The 23,891-nt window shown below is 56.3% G+C and carries 20 protein-coding genes; 8 read left to right on the forward strand and 12 right to left on the reverse strand.

Going from position 1 to position 23,891, the window contains the following annotated elements:
- Positions 1-148 precede the first annotated feature (148 nt).
- The 5 genes from ABIB60_RS21140 to ABIB60_RS21160 all read right to left on the reverse strand — a co-directional run bounded on the left by ABIB60_RS21140 (position 149) and on the right by ABIB60_RS21160 (position 8,922).
- A complete protein-coding gene (locus ABIB60_RS21140; protein ID WP_354582358.1) occupies positions 149-1,936 on the reverse strand; it encodes an acyl-CoA dehydrogenase FadE in 1,788 nt (595 codons plus the stop codon).
- A gap of 630 nt (positions 1,937-2,566) precedes the next feature.
- A complete protein-coding gene (locus ABIB60_RS21145) occupies positions 2,567-3,745 on the reverse strand; it encodes an acetyl-CoA C-acyltransferase (protein ID WP_354582359.1) in 1,179 nt (392 codons plus the stop codon).
- Positions 3,746-3,901: 156 nt separating this feature from the next.
- Positions 3,902-6,310, reverse strand: a complete 2,409-nt coding sequence (locus ABIB60_RS21150; protein WP_354582360.1) for a 3-hydroxyacyl-CoA dehydrogenase/enoyl-CoA hydratase family protein — start codon at positions 6,308-6,310, stop codon at positions 3,902-3,904.
- Positions 6,311-6,465: 155 nt separating this feature from the next.
- Positions 6,466-6,942: a MarR family winged helix-turn-helix transcriptional regulator gene (locus tag ABIB60_RS21155; RefSeq protein WP_354582361.1), complete on the reverse strand. Its 477-nt coding sequence runs from the start codon at positions 6,940-6,942 to the stop codon at positions 6,466-6,468.
- Positions 6,943-7,125: 183 nt separating this feature from the next.
- Positions 7,126-8,922 (reverse strand): AMP-dependent synthetase/ligase, encoded by a 1,797-nt coding sequence (locus tag ABIB60_RS21160; RefSeq protein ID WP_354582362.1) that lies wholly within the window; start codon positions 8,920-8,922, stop codon positions 7,126-7,128.
- Positions 8,923-9,113: 191 nt separating this feature from the next.
- On the opposite strand from ABIB60_RS21160, the gene ABIB60_RS21165 reads away from it, so the two are divergent.
- The 4 genes from ABIB60_RS21165 to ABIB60_RS21180 all read left to right on the forward strand — a co-directional run bounded on the left by ABIB60_RS21165 (position 9,114) and on the right by ABIB60_RS21180 (position 12,174).
- Positions 9,114-10,298 carry a formimidoylglutamase gene (locus ABIB60_RS21165; protein ID WP_354582363.1) on the forward strand — a complete coding sequence of 395 codons (1,185 nt, stop codon included), beginning with the start codon at positions 9,114-9,116 and terminating at the stop codon, positions 10,296-10,298.
- A gap of 47 nt (positions 10,299-10,345) precedes the next feature.
- Complete coding sequence (locus tag ABIB60_RS21170; protein ID WP_354582364.1) at positions 10,346-10,630, forward strand: cytochrome b5 domain-containing protein; 285 nt, start codon at positions 10,346-10,348, stop codon at positions 10,628-10,630.
- Positions 10,631-10,657: 27 nt separating this feature from the next.
- Positions 10,658-11,461 (forward strand): N-acetylmuramic acid 6-phosphate etherase, encoded by an 804-nt coding sequence (gene murQ, locus ABIB60_RS21175; RefSeq protein ID WP_354582365.1) that lies wholly within the window; start codon positions 10,658-10,660, stop codon positions 11,459-11,461.
- Between the two features lie 146 nt (positions 11,462-11,607).
- Complete coding sequence (locus ABIB60_RS21180) at positions 11,608-12,174, forward strand: hypothetical protein (RefSeq protein WP_354582366.1); 567 nt, start codon at positions 11,608-11,610, stop codon at positions 12,172-12,174.
- Positions 12,175-12,309: 135 nt separating this feature from the next.
- Here the strand turns inward: ABIB60_RS21180 and ABIB60_RS21185 are convergent, their stop codons facing one another.
- The 3 genes from ABIB60_RS21185 to era all read right to left on the reverse strand — a co-directional run bounded on the left by ABIB60_RS21185 (position 12,310) and on the right by era (position 15,090).
- On the reverse strand, positions 12,310-12,546 hold the full coding sequence (locus ABIB60_RS21185) for a hypothetical protein (RefSeq protein WP_354582367.1): 237 nt from the start codon (positions 12,544-12,546) through the stop codon (positions 12,310-12,312).
- A 154-nt stretch (positions 12,547-12,700) separates the two neighbouring features.
- Positions 12,701-14,023, reverse strand: a complete 1,323-nt coding sequence (gene der, locus ABIB60_RS21190) for a ribosome biogenesis GTPase Der (RefSeq protein WP_354582368.1) — start codon at positions 14,021-14,023, stop codon at positions 12,701-12,703.
- Between the two features lie 167 nt (positions 14,024-14,190).
- A complete protein-coding gene (gene era / locus ABIB60_RS21195) occupies positions 14,191-15,090 on the reverse strand; it encodes a GTPase Era (protein ID WP_354582369.1) in 900 nt (299 codons plus the stop codon).
- A gap of 230 nt (positions 15,091-15,320) precedes the next feature.
- Here era and hemH point away from each other — a divergent pair, with 230 nt between their 5' ends.
- Positions 15,321-16,370 carry a ferrochelatase gene (gene hemH, locus ABIB60_RS21200; protein ID WP_354582370.1) on the forward strand — a complete coding sequence of 350 codons (1,050 nt, stop codon included), beginning with the start codon at positions 15,321-15,323 and terminating at the stop codon, positions 16,368-16,370.
- Positions 16,371-16,446: 76 nt separating this feature from the next.
- Here hemH and ABIB60_RS21205 read toward each other — a convergent pair whose 3' ends face one another.
- Both ABIB60_RS21205 and ABIB60_RS21210 read right to left on the reverse strand, forming a co-directional pair.
- Positions 16,447-16,932, reverse strand: a complete 486-nt coding sequence (locus ABIB60_RS21205) for a PRC-barrel domain-containing protein (protein WP_354582371.1) — start codon at positions 16,930-16,932, stop codon at positions 16,447-16,449.
- Positions 16,933-16,980: 48 nt separating this feature from the next.
- Entirely contained in the window at positions 16,981-17,634 is a 654-nt protein-coding gene (locus ABIB60_RS21210; RefSeq protein ID WP_354582372.1) for a hypothetical protein, read from the reverse strand.
- 364 nt (positions 17,635-17,998) lie between these two features.
- Here ABIB60_RS21210 and ABIB60_RS21215 point away from each other — a divergent pair, with 364 nt between their 5' ends.
- The gene (locus ABIB60_RS21215) at positions 17,999-18,928 is read left to right on the forward strand and encodes a DUF389 domain-containing protein (RefSeq protein WP_354582373.1); all 930 of its coding nucleotides are present in this window, start codon (positions 17,999-18,001) and stop codon (positions 18,926-18,928) included.
- Between the two features lie 58 nt (positions 18,929-18,986).
- Here ABIB60_RS21215 and ABIB60_RS21220 read toward each other — a convergent pair whose 3' ends face one another.
- Both ABIB60_RS21220 and glmM read right to left on the reverse strand, forming a co-directional pair.
- On the reverse strand, positions 18,987-20,135 hold the full coding sequence (locus ABIB60_RS21220) for a cysteine desulfurase family protein (protein ID WP_354582374.1): 1,149 nt from the start codon (positions 20,133-20,135) through the stop codon (positions 18,987-18,989).
- Between the two features lie 174 nt (positions 20,136-20,309).
- Positions 20,310-21,698 (reverse strand): phosphoglucosamine mutase, encoded by a 1,389-nt coding sequence (gene glmM, locus ABIB60_RS21225; protein WP_354582375.1) that lies wholly within the window; start codon positions 21,696-21,698, stop codon positions 20,310-20,312.
- 163 nt (positions 21,699-21,861) lie between these two features.
- On the opposite strand from glmM, the gene mazG reads away from it, so the two are divergent.
- Together mazG and ABIB60_RS21235 are read left to right on the forward strand one after the other, a co-directional pair.
- Positions 21,862-22,701: a nucleoside triphosphate pyrophosphohydrolase gene (gene mazG / locus ABIB60_RS21230; RefSeq protein ID WP_354582376.1), complete on the forward strand. Its 840-nt coding sequence runs from the start codon at positions 21,862-21,864 to the stop codon at positions 22,699-22,701.
- 281 nt (positions 22,702-22,982) lie between these two features.
- Entirely contained in the window at positions 22,983-23,846 is an 864-nt protein-coding gene (locus ABIB60_RS21235) for a MotA/TolQ/ExbB proton channel family protein (RefSeq protein ID WP_502915148.1), read from the forward strand.
- Positions 23,847-23,891: the final 45 nt, after the last annotated feature.

Raw genomic sequence — 23,891 nt, forward strand, 5'->3', positions numbered from 1 at the left:
CTCAACCCAAAAAACACAGCAAGCCGCCCCGAAACGGGAGCGGCTTGCTGTTTCCTCTATTCTCATCGGTTTCACGACCCACAGAAAGCGCCTGCCAGCACCATCCACGAAATCCGCGAAATCCGATGAATCCGGCTAAATCCGTGATTTAGTAGGTGTACTCGTTGGCGGCAATGAGGTGGTCGGCAATGCGACGACGGGCCTCCTTGGCGTTGTAGAGGTCGGCTTTAGTGAAGCGCTTCAGGCCCATGGCCAGCAGGCGCTGCTCGTCACCCTCGGTCATGGTGCCGATGGCGTCTTTGCCGAACTTGTTCACTTGGTCCACGGTGTCGTAGAGATACACGCGGGCAATGTCGATTTGCGTCGAAACGGCCTCCTCGCCTTTGGTGGCGGCTTCCTTCTCTACGCGCAGCAGCGTGCTTTCGGCGGTGTACACCTTGATGGCCATGTCAGCAATGTTCATCAGTACTTCCTGCTCTTTGGCGAGCGAGTTCATGTACTTCTGCACAGCCGTACCGGCTACCATGAGGATGGCCTTTTTCAGCTTGGCAATGGTCTTTTTCTCGGCAGCGAACAGGCCGGTTTCTTCTTCCAGGTTGAAGTCCGGAATTGCCATCAGCTCCTGCTGCACGGCCTGGGCCGGGCCCATCAGATCCAACTCACCTTTCATGGCCTTCTTCAGGATCATGTCGACGGCCAGCATGCGGTTGATTTCGTTCGTGCCTTCGAAGATGCGGTTGATGCGCGAATCCCGGTAAGCACGGTCCATGGGGTAGTCGGCCGAGAAGCCGTAGCCACCGTAGATCTGCACGCCTTCATCCACCACGTAATCCAGCACTTCCGAGCCTTCCACTTTCAGGATAGCGCACTCCACGGCAAACTCGCGGGCAGCGCCTAGCAGAGCTTCATTGTGGCTCTGGCCTTTGCTGAGTAGCTCCTGCTCCATACGGAAGATGTCCATGCCAGCGCGGTAAATAGCCGATTCCACGGCGTAGATACGCACGGCCTGCTGGGCCAGCTTGTACTTGATAGCGCCGAACTTGCTGATGGGCAGCTTGAACTGCACCCGCTCATTGGCGTATTTCACGCTCAGTGTGGCCGCCATTTTGGTAGCACCCAAGCAGGCGGCGGCCAGCTTGATGCGGCCGATGTTCAGAATGTTGAAAGCAATGAGGTGGCCTTTGCCAATCTCGCCCAGCACCGCCGATTTCGGCACTTTCACGTCGGACAGGAACACCTGACGGGTCGAGGAACCCTTAATACCCATCTTGTGCTCCTCGTTGCCGAGGCTCAGACCGGGCGTGTTTTTCTCCACGATGAAGCCGGTGAACTTGTCACCATCCACCTGGGCAAACACAATGAATACGTCGGCGAAGCCACCGTTCGTAATCCACATTTTCTGGCCGTTGAGCACGTAATGCTCGCCGTCCTCAGTGGGCATGGCTTTGGTTTTGGCGCCCAGGGCGTCGGAACCGGAGCCGGGCTCGGTGAGGCAGTAGGCACCCATCAACTCACCGTTGGTGAGGCCGGGCAGGTACTTGGCTTTCTGCTCCTCGTTGCCGAAGTACAGAATGGGCAGCATGGCAATGCCAGTGTGGGCCGCAAAAGCCACCGGGAACGAGTGACCACCACCCACACCCTCGGTCACGCGCAACGACGTGGGGAAGTCCATGTCCAACCCGCCGTACTGCTCGGGAATGCTCACGCCAAACAGGCCCAGCTCGCCGGCCTTTTCCATCAGGCTGCGCATGAGGCCTTCCTCGTGGTTATCGAGGCGCTCCAGCAGCGGCGTCACCTCCTTCTCCACAAAGTCGAGAGCGGTCTGGTGCATCATGTTCTGCTCCTCCGAAAAATCGGCGGGCGTGAATACGTCCTGGGCGTCGGTTTCCTTGATGATAAACTCGCCGCCTTTCACAAGTTGGTTGGTTACTTCCATGACCGGGTGAGGGTTGATGTGGGAAAATTCGAAGTCAAAAAGAAGAGAAACTACTCGGCTTACCTACTATTTACCGGCAAGTAAGCCTCGTTGTTTTGTCGTACCGAAAGATACAAAAATTTGTTATGCTTGCCGACTAGTTCACGAAAAGAAAACCCCGGATCAGCGGGGAAACTCTCTTCATGCGCGAGTCATATTATTTCCGTTGGGGTAGCGGTGGCATATAAGGATCATCATCTAGACTTCCCAGCCTACAGTCAAGCAACTGTACCGTTCCTTGATTTTTCAGCCATTCGGTAAGTGCAAGCTGATCTGACACCTGCATATCACTAGCACTCTCTCTGAATACCTTCAACCAATGAGTACCACAAAAGCCCCCTCCTTTCATTCCTGAGTCCTTACCCAAGGGGGCTTCAGCCATAAACTTTTTGAAGAAGTGAGATGGTTCGCTTGAGGGCCTGTCGAATCTGATTAATAAATGAATTACAACTCGATCTAGCATACCGGATAAGCTCTGCTAAAAGCATTTAGGGTTTTGTAGCTTCTGCTTGTGCCGTGAGCGGCTGAGTTTTCCGTCCGAAGCTGGGCTTCGGGCCGCCCACGGCACAAGCTAAAGCGTATGCTGCACTGCTACTTCAGCAACTCGTAGATGCCGGCTACGCCTTGGCCGCCGCCTACGCAGGCGGTTACCATGCCGTACTTCTGGCCCTGGGCGCGCAGCTCGTGGAACAACTGGATGCTGAGCTTGGCACCGGAGCAGCCCAGCGGGTGGCCGAGGGCAATGGCGCCGCCGTTCACGTTCACTTTGCTCTGGTCCATGTCCAGCTCGCGCATCACGGCCAGGCTCTGGGAGGCGAAGGCCTCGTTCAGCTCAAACAGGTCGATATCCTGGAGCTTCATGCCGGCCTGGCGCAGCGCCTTCGGCACGGCTTTGATAGGACCCATGCCCATGATGCGCGGGTCGATGCCTTCGGTAGCGTAGGTCACCATGCGGGCAATCGGCTCCAGGTTCAACTCCTTCACCATGCGCTCCGACATCACAATGACGAAAGCGGCACCGTCGGAAGTCTGGGACGAGTTACCGGCCGTTACCGAGCCGTTGGCGGCAAACACGGGGCGCAGCTTGCCCAGGGCCTCCATCGATGTATCGGCGCGGGGGCCTTCGTCGGTATCCACCACGAACGAGCGGTTTTTCTTTTTGCCGGTGGCTTGGTCGAGGTAGGTTTCCTCCACGGTTACGGGCACAATCTGCTCTTTGAACTTGCCTTCCTGAATGGCTTTAATGGCCTTCTGGTGCGAGTTGTAGGCAAACTGGTCTTGGTCTTCGCGGGTGATGCCGTAATCCTGGGCCACGGCTTCGGCGGTGAGGCCCATGCCGAGGTAGTAATCAGGGTGCTGCTGGGCGAGCTTGTAGTTGGGCACGGTTTTCCAGCCCACGGTGGGCACCAGGCTCATGCTTTCGGTACCACCGGCCACGATGCAGTCGGCCATACCGGCGGCAATTTTACCGGCAGCCATGGCAATGGTTTCCACGCCGGAGCCGCAGTAGCGGTTCACGATGAGGCCCGACACATTCATGGGCAGCGCCAGCAGCGAAATCAGGCGGCCCATCTGCAAGCCCTGCTCGGCCTCCGGTACGGCGTTGCCCACAATCACATCGTCAATGCGGGTGGGGTCCAGCTGGGGCACCGAGGCCACCAAGTGCTTGATGACGTCGGCGGCGAGGTCATCGGGACGGGTGAAGCGGAAACCGCCACGGTTGGCTTTGCCAACGGCCGTACGGTAACCGGCTACGATATATGCATTCATTGTAGTGAGTCTTGAAGAAAGTAGTGGGATAACTAAAACCGTTTGTCATGCTGAGCGCAGCCGAAGCATCTCGCTCGTAGGTAATCAAATTACTTTGGCAACATCAGCACGCGAGATGCTTCGGCTGCGCTCAGCATGACAACGACATTTTAGCTACTAGTTCCGCAGCGGTTTGCCAGTGGTCAGGATGCTTTGAATCCGCTCCAGCGTTTTCCGTTCGCCGGTGAGGCTGAGGAAGGCTTCGCGCTCCAGGTCCAGCAGGTACTGCTCCGATACCTCGGTGGGGCTGCTCAGGTCGCCGCCGCACATGATGTAGGCCAGCTTGTTGGCAATTTTCACGTCGTGGTCGGAGATGTAGCGGCCTTCCTTCATGGCGTGCACGCCGGTCAGGAACATGCCCAGAGCGCCTTTGCCCTGCACCTTGATGTTGGTTTTCTGCACCGGCTGGGTGTAGCCGTCCTCGGCCAGCTCAATGGCAGCGGCTTTGGCCTGGGCCAGCACGCGGTTGGAGTTTACCACCACTTCGTCGCCGCGGCGCAGGAAGCCCAGGTCGAAGGCTTCGTGGGCCGAGGTGGATACCTTGGCGGTGCTCACCGTCATGAAGGCGTTGCGCAGCAGGTTGTACTCAGGCTCACCTTCCTCATATTTGAGGGCGGTGCGCAGAGTCATTTCCTTGGTACCGCCGCCGCCCGGAATCAGGCCGACGCCGAATTCCACGAGGCCCATGTAGGTTTCGGCCGCTGCTACCACCCGGTCGCAGTGCAGGTTCAGCTCGCAGCCGCCGCCTAAAGCCAGGCCGTGGGGCGCGCCCACCACCGGAATGCTGCTATAGCGCATCCGCATCATGGCCTGCTGGAACTGGGCAATCATCAGGTTCAGCTCGTCGTACTCCTGGTCCAGCGCGAACATGTACACGAGGCCCAGGTTGGCACCAGCCGAGAAGTTCGGCGCGTCGTTGCCCACTACGAGGCCGCGGAAGTCCTTTTCAGCCAGCTCCACGCCTTTCAGCAGGCCCTGGATTACGTCGGAGCCCAGCGCGTTCATCTTCGAGTGGAACTCCACGTTGAGGATACCGTCGCCCATGTCGAGTACCGAGGCCCCGGCGTTTTTCCACAGCACTTTGCCCGTGGCGCGCAGGTTATCCAGAATGATGAAGTTCTCCATGCCCGGAATGGCCTGGTAGCTCTTCGACTCGATGTCGTAGAACTGCTTCACGCCCGCTTCGCTCACTTTGTAGAAGGCGGTGTGGCCAGCGGCTACCATCTCCTCTACCCACGGCGCTACGGTTTTGCCTTCAGCCTTGGCCAGCTCCAGACCCTTCTGCACGCCCATGGCATCCCAGGTTTCGAAGGGGCCCAGGTCCCAGCCGAAGCCGGCGCGCAAAGCGTCGTCAATCTTGTAGAGCGAGTCGGTGATTTCCGGAATCCGGTTGCTCACGTAGGCAAACAGGCCCGCGAAGGTCTTGCGGTAGAAGTCCCCGGCCTTGTCTTTGCCGGCGGCCAGCACCTTGAAGCGGTCCGCCAGCTTTTCAATCGGCTTGGTGGCTTCCAGGGTGGCGAATTTCACCTTGGCGCTGGGCTTGTATTCCAGCGTGTTCAGGTCGAGGGCCTGAATTTCCGACTTACCGCCGGCGCCCTTCACTTTCTTGTAGAAGCCCTGGGCGGTTTTGTCGCCCAGCCACTTGTTCTCGGCCATCTTCTTGATGAAGTCGGGCAGCTGGAACACGTGCTTTGCTTCGTCGTTGGGCAGGTTCTGGGCGAGGCCGTTGGCCACGTTGATCATCGTATCCAGACCTACCACATCAGAGGTGCGGAACGTGGCCGACTTAGCGTGGCCGATAACCGGCCCGGTCAGCTTGTCCACTTCCTCCACCGTCAGGCCCAGCTCGCTCATCACCTGCACCACGTCCATGATGGCGAAAACGCCCACGCGGTTGGCAATGAAAGCGGGCGTGTCTTTAGCGAGTACGGTGGTTTTGCCCAGGTACAGGTCGCCGTAGTGCATCAGGAAATCCACCACCGACTTGTCGGTTTCCGGCGTCGGAATGATTTCGAGCAGCTTCAGGTAGCGGGGCGGGTTGAAGAAGTGCGTGCCGCAGAAGTGCTTGCGGAAGTCGTCGGAACGACCTTCCGTCATCATGTGAATCGGAATGCCCGAGGTGTTGGAGGTGATGAGCGTACCGGGCTTGCGGTACTGCTCCACGCGCTCAAACAGGCTCTTTTTGATATCGAGACGCTCCACTACCACCTCAATCGTCCAGTCGCAGCCGGCAATGTCCTTGAGGTTATCGTCGAAGTTGCCGGTTTTGATGCGCGCGGCATCAGCCTTGCGGTACAGCGGCGACGGATTGGCCGCTACGGCCGCCTGCAGCGAGGCATTCACGATGCGGTTCTTCACGGCCGGATTGTCCAGCTTCAGGCCTTTGGCCTCCTCGGCGGGCAGCAGCTCCTTGGGCGCAATGTCGAGCAGCAACACTTGCACACCGATGTTGGCGAAGTGGCACGCAATGCGCGAGCCCATCACCCCGGAGCCCAATACGGCTACTTTTTTGATGGTACGGTTCATTCGTGGGGAGGAATGAGGTGGGAAAATGAATAGTTAGTTGTCAGTTACCAGTTGTCAGCCGAAGGACTGAACTAGTCGTCATGCCGAGTTTTTAAGCAAGCAAACTTCCACTCTTAGCTGGAAGCAAGCCCGTAAAAAAACTCCGCGCCGCCCGGCTAAGCCGGCGACTCGGAGCGCAAGGGTTTCGGTTTGAAGTCGTCGTAAAGAGTTTTGCCCTCAATCATGCCGGTAATCTGGCCGACTACCTTAAAGAACACGTTTAGCTCACTCTGCGGGATTTTCTCGCGCACTTTCTGATTGAAGTGGCGCACCGTCTGGCGGGAAATTTCCTTACCGCGCAGGCCTTCCTCGGTCAGGAAGATGCGCACCGAGCGTTTGTCCTGGGTGTCAGCCTGCTTGTAGATAAGCCCCTTTTCCTCCATGGAGCGCAGAATACGCGTGAGGGAGCGGGTTTCGAGGCCCAGTAAAGGTGCTATCTTGGTGGCCGGGGTACCGTTCTCCTGGTCGATGTTCAGCAGCACGAAGCCGATGCTGGTGGTAATGTCGTGCTTGGCGGCCTGCGTATTGTACATGCGCGAAATGGCGTGCCACGCTACTTTGATATTATAATCGACGGTTTCTTCGGGAGTCATGGGTAGGTACTGCAAGTCCGGTAAACATACAGAAAACTGTTATGCTTGCATACTAAGTTAACCAAAAAAAGTTTGGCCCGCGCCGCTGGTCCGCGTGTTCCCGCAAGCACAGTATCCTATTCTCCCCAACCGTCCTTGAAACAGAAACGGCGCTACTGCTGATGCAGTAGCGCCGTTTTCCGCTTACCGATGGCCGTCCTGATTGTAGAGGCTTTCGATAATGTCCTTGTTGTTTTCGGTGATGACTTTGCGCTTAACCTTCATGGTGGGGGTCATTTCGCCGGTTTCTACGGTCCAGTGAGTGGGCAGCAACGCAATTTTCTTGACCTGCTCCCACTGCGCAAACCCGCTGTTGTACTTGTGCACGAGGTCTTCGTACATTTTCACCACTTTCTCGTCTTTCACCAGCTCCTCATTGGAGCAATTGCAGTTCACGTTGTTACGCTTGCACCAGCCTTTGAGGTCGTCGAAAGAGGGAATGACCAGTGCAGAAGGAAATTTCTGCCCGTCGCCGACCACCATGCACTGCTCTACCAGCGGCGACTCTTTGAGTTTACCTTCAATGACCTGCGGGGCAATGTACTTGCCGCCGGAGGTTTTGAACATTTCCTTTTTGCGGTCGGTGATTTTGAGGAATTTGCCATCTACAATCTCGCCGATGTCGCCGGTGTGGAACCAGCCTTCCTCGTCGAATTCCTTAGCCGTTAGCTCGGGCTTGTTGTAGTAGCCCTTCATTACCGACTCCGATTTGGTGAGAATTTCGCCATCCTGGGCAATTTTTACCTCGGTGTTGTCGATGATGGGGCCCACGGTGCCAATCATGTTGTTTTCGGGCTCGTAGCCACCTACGGCAATTACCGGGGAGGTTTCGGTGAGGCCGTAGCCCTCCATTACCCGGATACCGCCGGCCCAGAACACGCGGGCGAGGCGGGGCTGCAAAGCGCCGCCACCGCTCACAATGCAGCGTAGGTTGCCACCCAGTGCCTCGCGCCACTTACTGAAGATGAGCTTGTTGGCGAGGGCCAGCTGGGTGTTATAGAAGAAGCCGTTATCCTTCTGGTTATCGTATTTGAGGCCCAGGTCCAAAGCCCAGAAGAACAGGCTTTTCTTAACGCCGGTTTGCTCGTGGCCCTTGGCTACAATCTTGTCATACACCTTTTCCAGCAGGCGCGGCACGGTAGTGAAGATTTCGGGTTTCACCTCGCGCAGGTTGTCGGCAATGGTTTCCATGCTTTCAGCGTAGTAGATGCTCACGCCGTTGATGAGGTAGAGGTGGGTTACCATGCGCTCAAAAATGTGGCAGAGCGGCAGGAAGCTCAGGGCTTTGTCATCCTTAGTGACGGGCACGAAGCGCTGAGCATTGCGGCAGTTGCTGAGCAGGTTGTTGTGGGTGAGCATCACGCCCTTGGGCTGGCCGGTGGTACCCGAGGTGTAAATCAGCGTGAGCAAATCGTCGGGCTGCACGGCGGATTTCAGCGGCTCAAGCTCTTGGGCATTGCCTTTTTTGCCTAGCTCCAGCAGCTCTTCAAAGTGACGCGCACCCTCAATCTTATCAAAGGTGAAAACGTTTTGCTGGGGAATATCGAGGCCCTGAGTAGCTTCCCGTACTTTGTCGAACAGCTTTTTATCCGATACAAAAACGGCCTTTACACCGGCATCCGTGAAGATATACTTGTAATCCTCTACTGTGATGCTGGGGTACATGGGCACGCTGGTAGCGCCCAACTGGGCAATGCCAAAATCCGCAAACATCCACTCCGGGCGGTTCATGGAAATGATGGCCACTTTATCGTCCTTACCGATGCCCAAGCTGCGTAAACCCAGACTCACTTGGTTTACTTTCTCGACCACCGTATCGGTATTAATAGGCGTGTACTGGCCGTTGAGTTTGGCGGCGAAGCAGTCGGGCTTATTGTACTTCTGCTGCAGGTGGGGCAGAATGTCGAACGTACGGCGGATATCCATGGTGGAGCGGGGCACTTGGTGGGGTTGGGACCAGAGAGAAGACGGTATTAGCAGTCCTGATACGGTAAAGCAAGCTGAGCCGTAACGGGAATGGCAGCTTAAATAACTATTTTTTTCGCGGGAAAGCGCTATACGCTCATGAAAAGCCCCTAGGGCAGTGCCGGGCTTTTGCGTAGCTTTGTCGGAGTCCGCACCCGCCGCGCACGATGAATCTGGCTATCTTTTTTGACCCGCTCACTGAGGAGCTGGTTTCCGCTGCATCCGCCCCCACCACCCTGGCAAGCTACGTTACGCCCTTTCTGGACACGTTTCCGGACTGGCGCGCGGCTGATTTGGCGGTTATCGGCCTGGATGAGTGGCGGGGCAGCGCCGACGGGCCACCCTGCGGGCACGGAGCCGATGCCGTACGCAAATGCCTGTATCAGCTGCAAAAAGGCTCCGGGCCCTGCCGGCTGGTAGACCTGGGTAACCTGCGCCCCGGCCTCACGCTGGAGGACACCTACCAGCGGCTGCGCGAAATTATTGCGGCCCTGCTGGAGAACAATACGGTTCCGCTGCTACTGGGCGGCTCCCACGACCTGGACTACGGGCAGTTTCTGGCCTACGAAACCTTGGAGCGGCCTATCAGCTTTGCCGCCATTGATGCCCGCGTGGACATGGCCGAGCCTGAGGGTGCTGTGCCCGCAGACAGCCACCTGCGGCGTATGCTCCTGCACGAGCCTTCCTTTCTGTTCAACTTTGCGCAGCTGGCTCATCAGCAGTATCTGGTGGCCCCCGATGTACTGGCGGCGCTGGAAAAACTGCACTTTGAAACCCTGCGCGTAGGCCAGGTGCGCGACGACATTCGGCAGGCCGAGCCTTTACTGCGTCAGGCCGATTTTGTAAGCGTGGATATTGCCGCCCTGCGCTGGAACGATGCGCCTGGTTACTATCCGGCTAACCCCTTTGGCCTCACCAATGAGGAAGCCGCTAAGCTGGCCTGGTACGCGGGCTGCAACGACCAGCTTACTTCGTTCGGCCTTTATGGCTACCGCCCTGATTACGATGCACATGGCCTGGCTGCTATGGTGTTGGCTACCATGCTCTGGTACTTTGTGGAAGGCTACTATCACCGCCGTCGCGAAACTGATTTCCGGGGGCCCAGCTTTGTGCGCTACGCCGCCGGTTTGCACGGCCCACCCGACTACAGCCCCTTGGAAGAATATGCCGAGGAAGGCCCCGACCGGATTGTGTTCTATAAGTCACAGCAAACCGACCGGTGGTGGATGGAGGTAGTAAACCTGGCGGGCAATGCCAAACGTATTGTGCCCTGTAGCTACCAAGATTACCTGCACGCCGCCCAGGGGGATGTACCGCACCGCTGGATTCTGACCCAGGCCCTGTTGGGGTAACCTTGTTTTGTTGTTTGCTGTTTGCTACTAGCTGTTGTTTTCGCTGTATGTCTGATTTACTGCCTCTCTCGAACGACAACCAAGCAGCTAGCAGTACACTTTTACCAACGTATACCCGCAGCCAGCTAGCTCTGCGCAACGGTCAAGATCGGGACGAAATTTGGGTGGCCTACCGGGGCTTGGTGTACGATGTAACCCGTTCCCGCCTCTGGAAGCGGGGTAACCACTACGAGCACTGGGCCGGCCAGGACCTCACCAAGGAGTTGGATCAGGATGCGCCGCACACGCCCAACGTTTTCGACAAGTTCCCGGTAATTGGCCATCTGGCCTAGTTCTTCCCTGCCCTCTTCCCTTTGCCCATGAGCACCACCGAAAGTCCCTCCGAATTTAACCACCTTGAAACCTTATCCACGCAGGCGCTGCTGGCGGGCATTAATAGTGTGGATCAAACCGTTCCGCTGGCTGTGGCCAAAGCGCTACCACAGATTGAAGCTCTGGTAGATGTCACGGTAGCGCGACTGGGCCAGGGCGGGCGGCTATTTTACATCGGTGCGGGTACTAGTGGGCGGCTGGGTATTCTGGATGCCTCTGAATGCCCGCCCACGTTTGGCGTGCCGCACGGCGTAGTTATTGGCCTGATTGCGGGCGGTGACACGGCCATTCGGAAGGCCGTGGAAAACGCGGAGGATGACGCCGAACAGGCCTGGAAGGATTTGCAGACCCACGATATCAATGAGCGGGATATTGTGGTAGGTATTGCTGCTTCCGGCCGTACGCCTTACGTAATTGGGGGGCTGGAGCGGGCCCGGCAGCTGGGGGTAGCTACGGGTTGTATTGTATGCAACGCGGGCTCTAAGGTGGCTGCCGCAGCCGAGTTTCCTGTGGAAGTAGTAACGGGGCCCGAGTTTGTAACCGGCAGCACCCGCCTAAAAGCCGGTACTGCCCAAAAACTAGTGCTGAATATGCTCACTACGGCCACATTTATCCGGTTGGGCCGCGTGAAAGGCAATAAGATGGTGGATATGCAGCTTAGCAACGCCAAGTTGGTAGACCGGGGCGAGAAGATGCTGATGGATGAGTTGCACATCGGGCAGGCAGCAGCAGCCACGCTGCTCCGCCAACACGGCTCGGTGCGGGCGGCACTAGCGGCTTATCAGGCGTAGGCAATCAACTCGGGAACAGCAGAACGAACGGGGGTTTCCGCAGCCAACTTTTGGGTAGCTGCGGAAACCCCGTTTGCTTGTTCACAGTTAGTCAAGAAAACTGTACGCTCAGACTCCGGTGTGAGTATCTCCTTTCCGCCACTGCTATGCACACCATTGAGCCGCACTACGCCTGGCTCGACCAGTACCAGGCCAACGAAGACCCCAGCTCCCCCCTATTTGAGGCCGAAAACAGCCTGGACAGCTACACCAATACCATCTACGGCTACTACATCCATCCCCAGTGGGACAGCTTGGGCTCTGACACGCTGTACCTGAAAATCCTGTTTGTGGATTACGAGGCGGGCGCAGCCATTATTGAATTTATTGGGGAGTGGAATGACGCCATTGAAAACGATGTGATGCTGCTGAAGCGTAACATCATCGACCTGATGACACACGAGGGTATTCGCAAATTCGTGCTCATCGGCGAAAACGTCTTCAATTTCCACGGCTCCGACGACTCCTATTATGAGGAATGGTTTGAGGACGTGGAGGATGGCTGGATTGCCGGCGTGAACTTTCAGGAGCACGTTGTTCGCGAAATGCGCCAATACAACGTCGATTCGTACGTGAACTTTGGGGGCCAGCTGGATGAGCTGCCGTGGCGCACATATCAACCCCGTAAGCTTTTTGAGGTAGTGGATAGCCTGCTGCAGCGCCGCCTGGGTTAGCTACTGGAGGTGAGTACGTTCTCCGGCCTACAAGACACTCGCAACCAGTCTTCCATTTTCACGCCACAAAGTCAATAAAAAAAGGGCCGCCCCGAAAGGAGCGGCCCTTTTTAAAGCGCCGAGAGGCGCATCAGCTTACTTAGCGTCTTGTGCGTCAGCAGCGTTTTCCATAGCGTCAGCTTTGGCTTCGGTAGAAGCTTCTACCGAGTCAGCACCGGCTTCGTTGCCAGCAGCCTCCATAGCGTCAGCTTTGGCTTCGCCAGCATCTTCTACCTGCTCAGCCTGAGCTTCTTGAGCGTTTTCGGTTTTGCTGTCGCAAGAAGCGAAAGAGAACGAAGCAGCAGCCAGGGCGAGGAACAATACCTTTTTCATGATGGGGATGAGTAAGAGAGTGAAATTTTTCAACAGACAATGATTGTCGTGCTTGCGCCGATAATCAGGGCTTTATATCGACTTAGCCAGAAGGTAACCCAGCCGTTGGAAAAAAATTTTCTTTCGTTTATCCGCACCACTATATAGCAGCACCCTATTTTTTTCGGAACACGATGCCGATGGGTACGCCGGTGAAGTTGAAGTTCTCCCGCAGGCGGTTTTCCAGGTAGCGCGTGTAGCTTTCCTTTACGTACTGGGGCAGGTTGCAGAAGAAGGCAAACACGGGATTGTGCGTGGGCAACTGTGTGGCGTACTTGATACGCACCATTTTGCCCTTTTGAATGGGCGGCGGGTATTTCTCAATTTCCTTCAGCATCACCTCATTCAGCTCCGAGGTCGGGATTTTGCGGCGCTTATTTTCGTACACTTCAATGGCCGTTTCAATGGCCTTATGCACGCGCTGCTTGGTAAGTACCGACACGAAAATCACGGGCGGATATGCAATGGGCGCAATCTTCTCCATGATTTTGGCCTCGAACTCCTTGGCCGTGTTGGTTTCCTTGTTCTCGATGAGGTCCCACTTGTTCACCAGAATCACAATGCCCTTGCGGTTCTTATCGGCCAGGCCGATGATGTTCACGTCCTGGGCTTCAATGCCGCGGGTAGCGTCCAGCATCACCACGCACACATCGGCTTCTTCCAGGGCCCGGATGGAGCGCAGCACGGAGTAGAACTCCACGTCTTCGTGCACCTTGGTTTTGCGGCGCAAACCGGCCGTATCTACCAGCATAAACTCCTTGCCGAAAGCGTTGTAGCGAGCCTGGATAGAGTCGCGGGTGGTGCCGGCAATATCAGTCACGATGCTCCGGTCGGTGCCCAGCAGCAGGTTCACGAACGAGGACTTGCCTACGTTCGGGCGGCCTACTACGGCAATTTTGGGAATACCCAGGTCGGGTTCCTCCACGCCTTCTTCTTCGAAGTGACTGATAACAGCATCCAGCAAATCACCGGTGCCCGAGCCACTCTGGGAGCTGATGGGGTAAATTTCACCATCACCGACGCCGAGCGTGTAGAACTCGCCGGCGGCGTGGGCCCGGGCGTTGGTATCGGCCTTATTGGCTACAATGTAGATGGGCTTTTTGCCCTGGTAGCGGCGCAGCACGTTGGCAAACTCCTCATCAAGGTGATGCACACCAGCGTCCACATCTACCATGAACAGCACCACATCGGCCTCGTCAATAGCCAGCTTTACCTGCTTGTTGATTTCACCCTCAAAGATGTCGTCGGAGTTGTGCACGTACCCGCCCGTATCAATAACGGTAAAGTACTTGCCGGTCCAGTCGCCGTAGCCGTAGTGCCGGTCACGGGTTACGCCGCTCTCATTGTCCATGATGGCTTTGCGCTGGCCCACGAGGCGGTTGAACAGGGTGGATTTGCCCACGTTGGGGCGGCCCACAATTGCAATGGTATTCTTCATGCGTCTGACTCCAGCCGCCGGCCCGACCAAGTTCGGCAGTGCCCGGAGTAGTTAAGTGAATGTGAGGTCGGAAATGGTGAATTGGTGAGGTGGTGAAATAGTGAGTTAATGTTCGAACGGTCATAGATGCTCCAGATGAACGTCAACTCACCATTTCACCACCTCACCTATTGGCTGTACCCGAAGCGGTTGAGGGCTTTCGGGTCGGTGCGCCAGTTTTCGTTGACTTTGACGTGGATTTCGAGGAACACTTTTTTCTGGAAGAATTTCTCCATCTCCTCCCGGGCCCAGGTGCCCACTTTTTTCAGGGCCGCGCCCTGCTGGCCGATGATGATGCCTTTCTGACTGGCGCGCTCCACGAAGATGATGGCCCGCATCCGGATAATGTCTTCGTCCTCTTTGAACTCCTCAATGCCTACCTCGCAGCTGTAGGGCACTTCTTTCTTATAGAGCTTGAAGATTTTCTCCCGGATCATTTCGGCGGCGAAAAAACGCTCCGGCTTGTCGGTTAGTTCATCTTTGGGGTAATACGGCGGGTGAACGGGCAGGTAGCTCAGCACCAAGTCCAGCAGTTCGCCGGTGCCAAATTTTTCCAGGGCCGAAATGGGCAGCACCCGGGCCGCGTTGGGCAGGTGACTGCGCCAGTATTCCACTTTGGCTTCCACCTCGGCCTGGTCGGCCTGGTCGATTTTGTTTACCAGCAGCAGAATGGGCGTGTCCACCATTTTGCGCAGACGCTCGACTACCGGCTCCTCATCGTGCTTTTCATAGATATCCGTCACGAACAGCACCACATCGGCATCTTCAAGGGAAGAGTACACGAACGACATCATGGCGTTGTGCAGCTCGTACTTGGGCTGGATGATGCCGGGCGTATCGGAGTATACCAGCTGAAAATCGTCGCCGTTGAGAATGCCCAGAATGCGGTGGCGCGTGGTCTGGGCCTTGCTGGTGACGATGCTGAGCCGCTCACCCATCAGGGCATTCATGAGCGTGGACTTGCCGACGTTGGGCTTGCCAATGATGCTCACGAAGCCGGCGCGGTGCGGAGTTGGTTCGGTATTCACTTCAGATTCTGGATTTTGGGCTGCAAAGGTACGGGTTTTTAGCGGCCTTCGGGCGGCTGGTCAGAACATTGGCCGCGGGAAGTTTGTCTTGGCTGCAACAGAAAAGCTGATGGAAGTCAGTTTTTCTTCGGCGGCGGATGTGCCACCTTTGCACTTCTCCGCGTACAAGGCGGCCCTGGCGGCTTTCTTGTACGAGTTGTCAGCCGTTTGGGCCACCGTATTAATAGTTTATGCCTTCTCCTTCAGCATCTTCCAAGGGCCGCATCGGCGTTCTACTCGTGAATTTGGGCACACCCGATTCGCCGAGCACGCCCGATGTGCGCCGCTACCTCAATGAGTTCCTCACCGATGCCCGCGTGATTGACATGCCGGCGGCCGTACGCTACCCCCTTTTCCGGGGTTTGATTGTACCGCTGCGGGCACCTAAGTCGGCGAAAATCTACCAGCAACTCTGGGATACGGAACGAGGCTCTCCTCTGCTCTATCACGGCCTGGATTTGCAGAAGCTGGTGCAGGAGAAGCTGGGTAAAGACTATCTGGTGGCCTTTGGCATGCGTTACCAAAACCCCAGCATTGACAGCGCCCTGCAGCAGCTGCGCGACGCGGCCGTGGACCGGATTATTGTGCTGCCGCTGTTTCCGCAGTACGCGGCGGCCAGCACGGGCTCAGTGCAGGAGAAGGTGATGGAACTGGTGAGCAAGTGGTGGGTGGTACCGAGCATCAGCTTCATTAGCACGTTCGTGGATGACCCTGGCTTTATCAATAGCTTTGCCGCGCTGGGCAAGGCCGAGCTGGCCAAGCGCGACTACGACCACATCGTATTCAGCTACCACGGCATTCCGGAGCGGCACGTATTGAAAGGCAGCCACAAAGGGTACTGTAAGCTGGGCTCCTGCTGCAACAGCTACAACAAGAATAACCGCTACTGCTACCGGGCGCAGTGCTTTGAAACCTCACGGCAGCTGGGGGCCGCCCTGGGCCTTAGCCCCGAGCAGTACACCACCTCCTTCCAGAGCCGCCTGCAAAGCCGCCTCCGCGACCCGTGGCTGCAGCCCTATACCGATGAGGCCCTCAAGGAAATGCCCGCCAAAGGCATCAAAAACGTCTTGGCCTTTTCCCCCGCCTTCGTGGCCGACTGCCTGGAAACCACCATTGAGGTGGGCGAGGAGTTTAAGGAAATGTTTGAGGAAGCCGGTGGCCAGCACTGGCAGCTAGTACCCAGCCTCAACTCCACCCCCCTCTGGGTAGAGGCCGTAACAGATATGATTCGGCGAAATTAGCACCGTCATTACCCCAAGCAAAGATGGCCCCGTAGCAAGCTGCTACGGGGCCATCTTTGCTTGTACGTACTACCTGTTACCCCAGCTTGCGCCGCTGGTAGAAGGTAGAGCCATCATACCCAGACTGGCCGTAGAAACCCTGTTCGTTGGGAGATAAAAGCGGCAGGTTCAGGGCCCGCAACATAGCCTCCTCATACTGGCGGGTAATCTGGATTTCGACGTAGGGCGGGTACTCCAGCACAGTTTGGGCAGTAAGAGAGGGCACAAATACGTTATCAGCTTCCTCATCCAAGGCGGCCACCCCTATGGGGAGTAGAATATGCCGGTCCCGCTCATTAATCTGCAGGTGGTCATTCAGCTCGATATCCAAATAGCGCACTTTCAGGGCTTCTACGTCCACAATCAGCTCAAATACCTGCCCAAACTGCCGGCCATCGGCACCGCGTACCGGCCAGCCCCGCACATCGGGGTTGCCATCGGCTACTTCAAACTCAGTCAGATCATGTAAACGACGCAGGTGCATACCTTCCGCCGAGGGGATGGGCTCAGAAGTGGTTTCCATACTAGAAGGCTAAATAATAAAGCCCAGTTACGTGCGGTGAAATGAGAATTAACGGGCTGGCTCGCTTAGGGCCTGCACCAGTTGAGCGGCCTGCTGAAAGTAAGCTTTAACCTGCTCCTGCTCTTGGGGAGTGGCATTGCGGCCGCTAAGGTTATCGGCCAGGGCGGTGAGCTGACGAGCCGCCGTTTCCTGCTCCGGATATGCCTTCTGCTGAATAGCCAGCATCAGGTAAGCTGCCGCCACGTAGCCAGGCCGCAGACTGGCATCTGCCTCGCCCAACCGGTTGGTGGCACTGGTCAGGTCGTCGCGGCGGGTCTGGATGGCTGGGTCGCGCAAGTCGTCCCGATCTACCAAATCAACCAGCGTTGAGGTCAGTAGCCGCAGCCCTTCCTGTCCGTAAGTGGGGCGAGAAGCATCTCCCTGGGCAAAAGCGGCTAGTACGGCCGGGGTTGCTGGAGCAGTGCTTTCAGCGGCCATGTCGCCGACGGCATCAACTGCCGGAGCCGGACCGGTTTCGGCGCCAGTGGTGCTGTCCGGCGGAGCCGGAATACCAGAGCCCGCCGGGGGCCGTTCATCGACGGGGGGCGCCGTTTCGGCCCGGAACAGGAAATACGCTCCTATACCTACTACTGCCAGCACGACCAGCAATAACAGCCAGGGGCTCGGGGTATTTTTTTTGCGCTGAATATTAATATCCGCCATACAATCCGGAAAAGGGTGCGTGCGGCTTACGCATTTTGGCTGAAATATGATTCGGTTACGCTGTGTGCACGACCTACCTCTGACTGGCAGAGGATTACCGCAGCATTAGCAGCGGAGCACAACCGACTGAATCAGCTTTCCTGAGTAGTTGGCGGCCTTGAACGATGCGTGGAATACTCTTCAGTAGCGGCCGTATAGGGTACTGCTGTCGGGTTTTGACCGCATATGGCAATGCTTATTTGCAGCACAACAGTAAAAGAAACTAATTGCTCTGAGCAGCCCTCATATACTCGGAACAACTGCCTGAAAAGTGGCTACTTTCTCCGTTGCCCCGTAGGTAAGGTACTGTACATACATTGATTCTATGCACCGTAGCCTCGAACTCACTGTTCCGCCCACCGTTACCGAAGACCTTTGCCAGCAACTGGTTGCTCTTGATGAGGTAGTAAGCTTAAGCGTACAAAAAGGAATTTCCCGCAAGCCCGCCGGCGACGTAATCAGCGTGCAAGTGCTCAACCGTGGGGCCGATGATGTGCTGCGTCTGGCAGGTAAAGCCGTAGCCCGGCCCGAGGATTTATCGGTGGCCACTGCGGAATTGAGTAGCATAATTGCTCCCGCAGAAGGCGAAAAAATCCTCAACGACAAGGATGAGGCTATTTGGGAAGAGGTAGAGGCTGGGCTGCGCCACCAGGGTCGGCCCACCCCTAATTATCTGGCGCTGATGGGGCTTGGCGGCATTATGGCTGCGGTGGGTCTGGTTTCGGAACCGGTGCCCCAGGCCGTGGCCTTTATTGCCTCCAGCATCATTGCACCGGGTTTTGAGCCTGTAGCGGCTATTCCTATGGGCGTGGTGCTGGGCCGCTGGCAGGTAGTAGCCCGGGGCTTGCGTTCCACCGTTATCGGCTACTCATTGTTCATGCTGATGGCGGGCCTGACGATGCTGTTACTGGTGCAGGTGGGTGAAAGCTCGGCCACGGAGCTTGCCAACAACCCGGAGGTGCGTAGCATGGCGCAGCCCACGCTCAAAACAATATTAGTTTCGGCCTGCGGGGCGGCGGCGGGTATTGTGATTATTGCGGCTTACCGGCGCAGCGTTATTGCCGGGGCCCTAATTGCACTCATTCTGATGCCGGCCGCCGCGCTGGTAGGCTGCGGGTTGGCCGTAGGCCGTTCGAATCTGGCCTCCGAAGGCCTCACCCGTTTCCTGATTGATGTGGGGTTTGTATTAGGCCTCGGGCTACTCATCTTTTACTGCAAACAACGTTTCCAGCACCAACGCCGTCCGCTGGAATAAAACAAAAGGCCTTCTACTGCTTAGTAGAAGGCCTTTTGTTTTGGGGAGCTACCAGCCGCTATACCTTCAAGGGCTGCTGACGGTACATTTTGGCCAGTTGATCCACGGCATAATCGACTTCCTCAGCGGTATTGTACTTGCTCATGGAGAAGCGGATGGTTCCCCGGCTAGGGTCGCAGTTCAGGGCATTGAGTACGTGGGAGCCCGCATTGGCTCCACTGGTACAGGCTGAGCCCCCCGAACAGGATATGTGGTTTATATCCAGGTTGAACAGCAACATCTCGTTCATATCCGAGGCAGGCAGACTTACGCTCAGCACCGTGTACAGGCTCTGGTCGGCCTCCGCCGAGGTACCATTGAACTCTACTCCGTCAATTTCAGTGCGCAGCTTGGCAACAAACCGGTCTTTCAAGCCTTGGATGTGGTGCTGATGGGTGGCCATATCACGATAGGCTATTTCCAAGGCTTTGGCCAGCCCGATGATGCCGTACACGTTTTCGGTGCCAGCACGCTGGTTGCGCTCCTGGGAGCCGCCATGAATCAGCGCATCAACCAGCAGCCCCGACCGGCGGTACAGGAAGCCGGCGCCCTTGGGCCCGTGGAATTTGTGTGCCGAGCCTACCAGGAAATGGGCTTTCAACTGCTGCACATCGTGGCGGTAATGCCCCATCGTCTGCACCGTATCCGTATGAAACACGGCATCGTAGCGGGCGCAGATTTCCCCAATAGCAGCAATATCGTTGAGGTTGCCGATTTCGTTGTTAGCGTGCATCAGGCTCACAAACGTGCGCGGGTGCGTCGACAATAACTCTTCCAGGTGCTCCAAATCGAGGCGGCCTTGCGCATCATGGCGCAAGTAGCTCAGTACCATGGTGCCGGCCTTTTCCAAGGCCTCCATCGTGTGCAGCACGGCATGATGCTCCAGCTTGGAAGTAATGCCGTGTTTCAGCCCCAGGGTCCGGACGCTGCCGAAAGCGGCATAGTTGTCGGCCTCAGTACCACAGGAGGTAAATACGATTTCGGCTGGTGCCGCATTAATTAGATGGGCAATGGTCTTGCGGGCGTTTTCGACGGCGGCGCGCACCTGGCGGCCATGACTATGAATGCTGCTGGGGTTACCAAAATGATTCTGCAGAAACGGCAGCATGGCGTCCAACACTTCGGGGTCCAGCGGCGTGGTGGCAGCATTATCGAAATACACGTTCATAAGCAAGACAAAAGCAAGTGGAAACGCAGGAAAGGAAAACGCCCACAAAAATAGGGGTTTCTGCTGGGCTGTGTTACCCGCGCCTCTTTCACAACAGCAAGGAGCCCCCAACCTCCGACGGTTGCCGTCGGAGGTTGGGGGCTCCTTGCTGTTGTGCTTACAGGTAGTTACTGGCTACTTGCTGATGATTTCTTTGATGTCACCGATAATTTTATTGGCCAAGTGGTCGGCCGTAGCATTGGAGTCCGACTCGGCGTAAATCCGGATGATGGGCTCCGTATTGGACTTGCGCAGGTGCACCCATTCCTTGTCAAACTCAATTTTTACGCCGTCAATAGTATTTACGGGCTGCTTGGCGTAGCGCTTTTCCATTTCCACCAGCACCTCATCGGTGTTGATTTCGGGCGTCAGCTCAATCTTGTTCTTCGAGATAAAGTAGTTCGGGTAGGAAGCCCGCAGCCGAGTCATGGTCAGACCGGTTTTGGCCAGATGGCTCAAAAACAAGGCAATACCCACCAAGGAGTCGCGGCCGTAGTGCAACTCGGGGTAGATGATGCCCCCGTTGCCCTCACCGCCAATGATGGCATTGGTTTCCTTCATCTTGTTTACCACGTTCACCTCCCCCACGGCGGCGGCGGCGTACTGCCCACCGTGCTTCTCGGTTACGTCGCGCAGGGCACGGGTGCTGCTGAGGTTGCTCACGGTATTGCCGCCCCCATTCTGCTGCAGCACGTAGTCGGCCACGGCTACCAGCGTGTATTCCTCCCCGAACATGGTCCCGTCTTCATTTACCAGAGCCAGGCGGTCCACATCGGGGTCGACTACAATGCCCAGGTCGAAAGACCCTTTCTCCATGGTCTTGGCAATTTCGCGCAGGTTTTCGGGCAGCGGCTCGGGGTTGTGGGCAAAGTCGCCGGTGGGCTCACAAAACAGCTTTTCAATCACCTCCACGCCCAACTGTTCCAGCAGCATCGGCACGGCAAAGCCCCCGCAGGAGTTCACCGCATCCACCACTACCCGAAAATTCTTGGCTTTGATGGCTGCTTTGTCGACCAGGGGCAGTGCCAGAATGGTGTTAATGTGCTCCTGCAGAAACGTGTCGTCGGTGGTGTAGCTGCCCAGCTTGGTTACGGGCGCGAAATCAAACGCTTCTGAGTCGCCCAGAGCTAGTACCAGCTTACCATCGGCATCCGAAATAAACTCGCCCTTACCATTTAGCAGCTTCAAGGCATTCCACTGCTTGGGGTTGTGCGAAGCCGTCAGAATAATGCCCCCACCCGCGTTTTTAGCCGGCACGGCCATTTCTACGGTAGGCGTGGTGCTCAAGCCCAAGTCAATTACATGGATGCCCAGCCCTTGCAGTGTGGCCGCCACCAGCCGGCTCACCATATCACCGGAGAGGCGGGCATCACGCCCGATAACAATGGTATTGTTATCGGTTTGCTGTAGCACCCAGGTACCAAAGGCAGCCGCGTATTTTACCACGTCAATCGGCGTGAGTCCGTCGCCGGCTGCACCGCCAATGGTGCCGCGAATGCCCGAAATAGATTTAATCAGTGCCACTGTATGTTGCTATGATGAAGTACAAGAGTGCGGAGAAATGAGGCTGCAAAAGTAGCCAACTACGCCTGCTTTCCCTACGAAAGAATATGTGCATCCGGCTGAAGAAGGCTTGTATCCTATACCGCCCATCCGAAAAGCCGGCAGCGGTTGTATATTTGGCTTAATGGAATACACTACTTCTGCCCGTCGGCCTCAACAGTTGGAAGCCTTCGGCCGGCTGCTCGACGTACTGGACCGCCTTCGTGCCGAGTGCCCCTGGGACCGGAAGCAAACCCTGGAAAGTCTGCGCCACCTCACTATCGAGGAAACCTACGAGCTAAGCGACGCCATTATCCGCCATGACTTGCCCGACCTGAAAAAGGAGCTTGGCGACGTGATGCTGCACCTGACCTTTTACGCTAAAATAGCCAGTGAGCAAGGCGCTTTCGATATTGCCGATGTGCTAAACGCCCAGTGTGAGAAGCTGATTTTTCGGCACCCGCACATTTACGGCAACGTGCGGGCGGATGACGAAGAAACCGTAAAGCGCAACTGGGAACAGCTGAAGCTCCAAGAAAAAGGCAACTCATCGGTACTAGGTGGCGTACCCTCGTCGTTACCAGCCTTGGTGAAGGCCATGCGTATTCAGGAAAAAGCGCGTGGTGCGGGCTTCGACTGGGACAAACCCGAGCAGGTTTGGGAGAAAGTGCAGGAAGAGCTAGCAGAGTTCAAGGCTGAGTTTGGGGGTGAGCAACCCCAGGAAACGCCCTCAGAACAAGCCGCCGCCGAGTTTGGTGACTTGCTCTTCTCCCTTATCAACTTTGCCCGACACGCCGGCATCAACCCGGAGGAGGCACTGGAGCGCACAAACCGTAAGTTCATTCGGCGCTTTCAGTACTTAGAGACTCAATCGGCTCAGGATGGGCACCAACTGCGTGATTTAACCTTGGCTCAGATGGACGTTTATTGGAACCAAGCAAAACAGTTAGCTGCCGATAATCCCAAAGAAGTACCCTCGAAATAGCCTTTTTTTGAGGCACACATGGTTTTAAAGCGTTTAAACGCATTTTTCATTTGGCAGCACTCAGGTTTTTTATTTAGGTTTGCCAAGGCTAGTTCTGTTTTTGAGACGGGCTCCGCGCACGAGCAGACCCATACCCGGCCGGGCTTCCGGTCACCAGTATGCGGGTGCGTGGTGTTCCAGACCAGAATTCAACTAGCCGCTGTTTTTTCTTTTTTTACACGTACGTCAACCTTTCACCAACAACCCACTAATTCTCCGGAACAATGGAACAAAAGAATGCCATGAACAAGCCCGCGGCTCGGCCCGCCGCTGCTGCTGCGCCTAAGGGCGAGTCCAAGGGTGGTGGTTCATCCTCATTTGCCGTTATCGCCATCCTGGTGGCATTTGTTGTCAGCGTGCTGATTTACATCTTCATCCTCGGCGACGGTAGTCACTTTCAAGGTGGCAGCAACGAAAACAACCCTCTTTCGGGTGACTACTTTGGCGTAGTGTACAAAGGTGGTCCCGTAGTACCCGTACTGATGACCATGTTCCTCTGCGTGTTCATCTTCTCTATTGAGCGTGCCCTGACCATTGGTCGTGCTAAAGGTTCGAAAAGCATCGAAACTTTCGTTCGCACCATCCGTCAGAAACTGAACGTGAACGACATCACCGGTGCCATTGCCGCCTGCGACCAGCAGAAAGGTTCGGTAGCTAACGTAGTACGTGCCGGCCTGATGAAGTACCAGGAAATGTCGCGCGAGCGTAACATGGAGAAAGACCAGAAAATCCTGGCTATCCAGAAGGAAATCGAAGAATCGACGGCTCTGGAGCTGCCCATGCTGGAGAAAAACCTGGTTATCATCTCGACCCTCGCTTCGGTAGCTACCCTGACTGGTCTGATTGGTACGGTACTAGGTATGATCAAGGCCTTCTCGGCTCTGGCCCAAGGTGGTGCTCCTGACGCAGTAGGTCTGGCTAACGGTATCTCGGAAGCTCTGATCAACACGGCTCTGGGTATTGGTACCTCGGCTCTGGCCATCGTAGCCTACAACTTCTTCACCAGCAAGATTGACGAGCTGACTTACAGCATCGACGAAGCTGGTTTCAGCATCATTCAGACTTACGCTGCTCAGCACGGCGAAACCGACCACCACGTTGCTTAATTTTTAGTGCCCTACGCACTAAAGCACAGGTTCTTTCGTTTCTGA

The sequence above is a fragment of the Hymenobacter sp. UYP22 genome, assembly GCF_040547285.1.
Taxonomy (GTDB): Bacteria; Bacteroidota; Bacteroidia; order Cytophagales; family Hymenobacteraceae; genus Hymenobacter.

Bases quoted from the DNA above. Each gene is read 5' to 3' on its own strand.
- murQ (WP_354582365.1), top strand. From the start codon at position 10,658: ATGAGCACCACCGAAAGTCCCTCCGAATTTAACCACCTTGAAACCTTA.
- ABIB60_RS21185 (WP_354582367.1), bottom strand. From the start codon at position 12,546: ATGAAAAAGGTATTGTTCCTCGCCCTGGCTGCTGCTTCGTTCTCTTTC.
- ABIB60_RS21210 (WP_354582372.1), bottom strand. From the start codon at position 17,634: ATGGCGGATATTAATATTCAGCGCAAAAAAAATACCCCGAGCCCCTGG.
- ABIB60_RS21155 (WP_354582361.1), bottom strand. From the start codon at position 6,942: ATGACTCCCGAAGAAACCGTCGATTATAATATCAAAGTAGCGTGGCAC.
- ABIB60_RS21140 (WP_354582358.1), bottom strand. From the start codon at position 1,936: ATGGAAGTAACCAACCAACTTGTGAAAGGCGGCGAGTTTATCATCAAG.
- ABIB60_RS21235 (WP_502915148.1), top strand. From the start codon at position 22,983: ATGAACAAGCCCGCGGCTCGGCCCGCCGCTGCTGCTGCGCCTAAGGGC.
- ABIB60_RS21180 (WP_354582366.1), top strand. From the start codon at position 11,608: ATGCACACCATTGAGCCGCACTACGCCTGGCTCGACCAGTACCAGGCC.
- der (WP_354582368.1), bottom strand. From the start codon at position 14,023: ATGAAGAATACCATTGCAATTGTGGGCCGCCCCAACGTGGGCAAATCC.
- ABIB60_RS21205 (WP_354582371.1), bottom strand. From the start codon at position 16,932: ATGGAAACCACTTCTGAGCCCATCCCCTCGGCGGAAGGTATGCACCTG.
- ABIB60_RS21220 (WP_354582374.1), bottom strand. From the start codon at position 20,135: ATGAACGTGTATTTCGATAATGCTGCCACCACGCCGCTGGACCCCGAA.
- ABIB60_RS21165 (WP_354582363.1), top strand. From the start codon at position 9,114: ATGAATCTGGCTATCTTTTTTGACCCGCTCACTGAGGAGCTGGTTTCC.
- hemH (WP_354582370.1), top strand. From the start codon at position 15,321: ATGCCTTCTCCTTCAGCATCTTCCAAGGGCCGCATCGGCGTTCTACTC.
- ABIB60_RS21145 (WP_354582359.1), bottom strand. From the start codon at position 3,745: ATGAATGCATATATCGTAGCCGGTTACCGTACGGCCGTTGGCAAAGCC.
- ABIB60_RS21215 (WP_354582373.1), top strand. From the start codon at position 17,999: ATGCACCGTAGCCTCGAACTCACTGTTCCGCCCACCGTTACCGAAGAC.
- ABIB60_RS21150 (WP_354582360.1), bottom strand. From the start codon at position 6,310: ATGAACCGTACCATCAAAAAAGTAGCCGTATTGGGCTCCGGGGTGATG.
- ABIB60_RS21170 (WP_354582364.1), top strand. From the start codon at position 10,346: ATGTCTGATTTACTGCCTCTCTCGAACGACAACCAAGCAGCTAGCAGT.
- mazG (WP_354582376.1), top strand. From the start codon at position 21,862: ATGGAATACACTACTTCTGCCCGTCGGCCTCAACAGTTGGAAGCCTTC.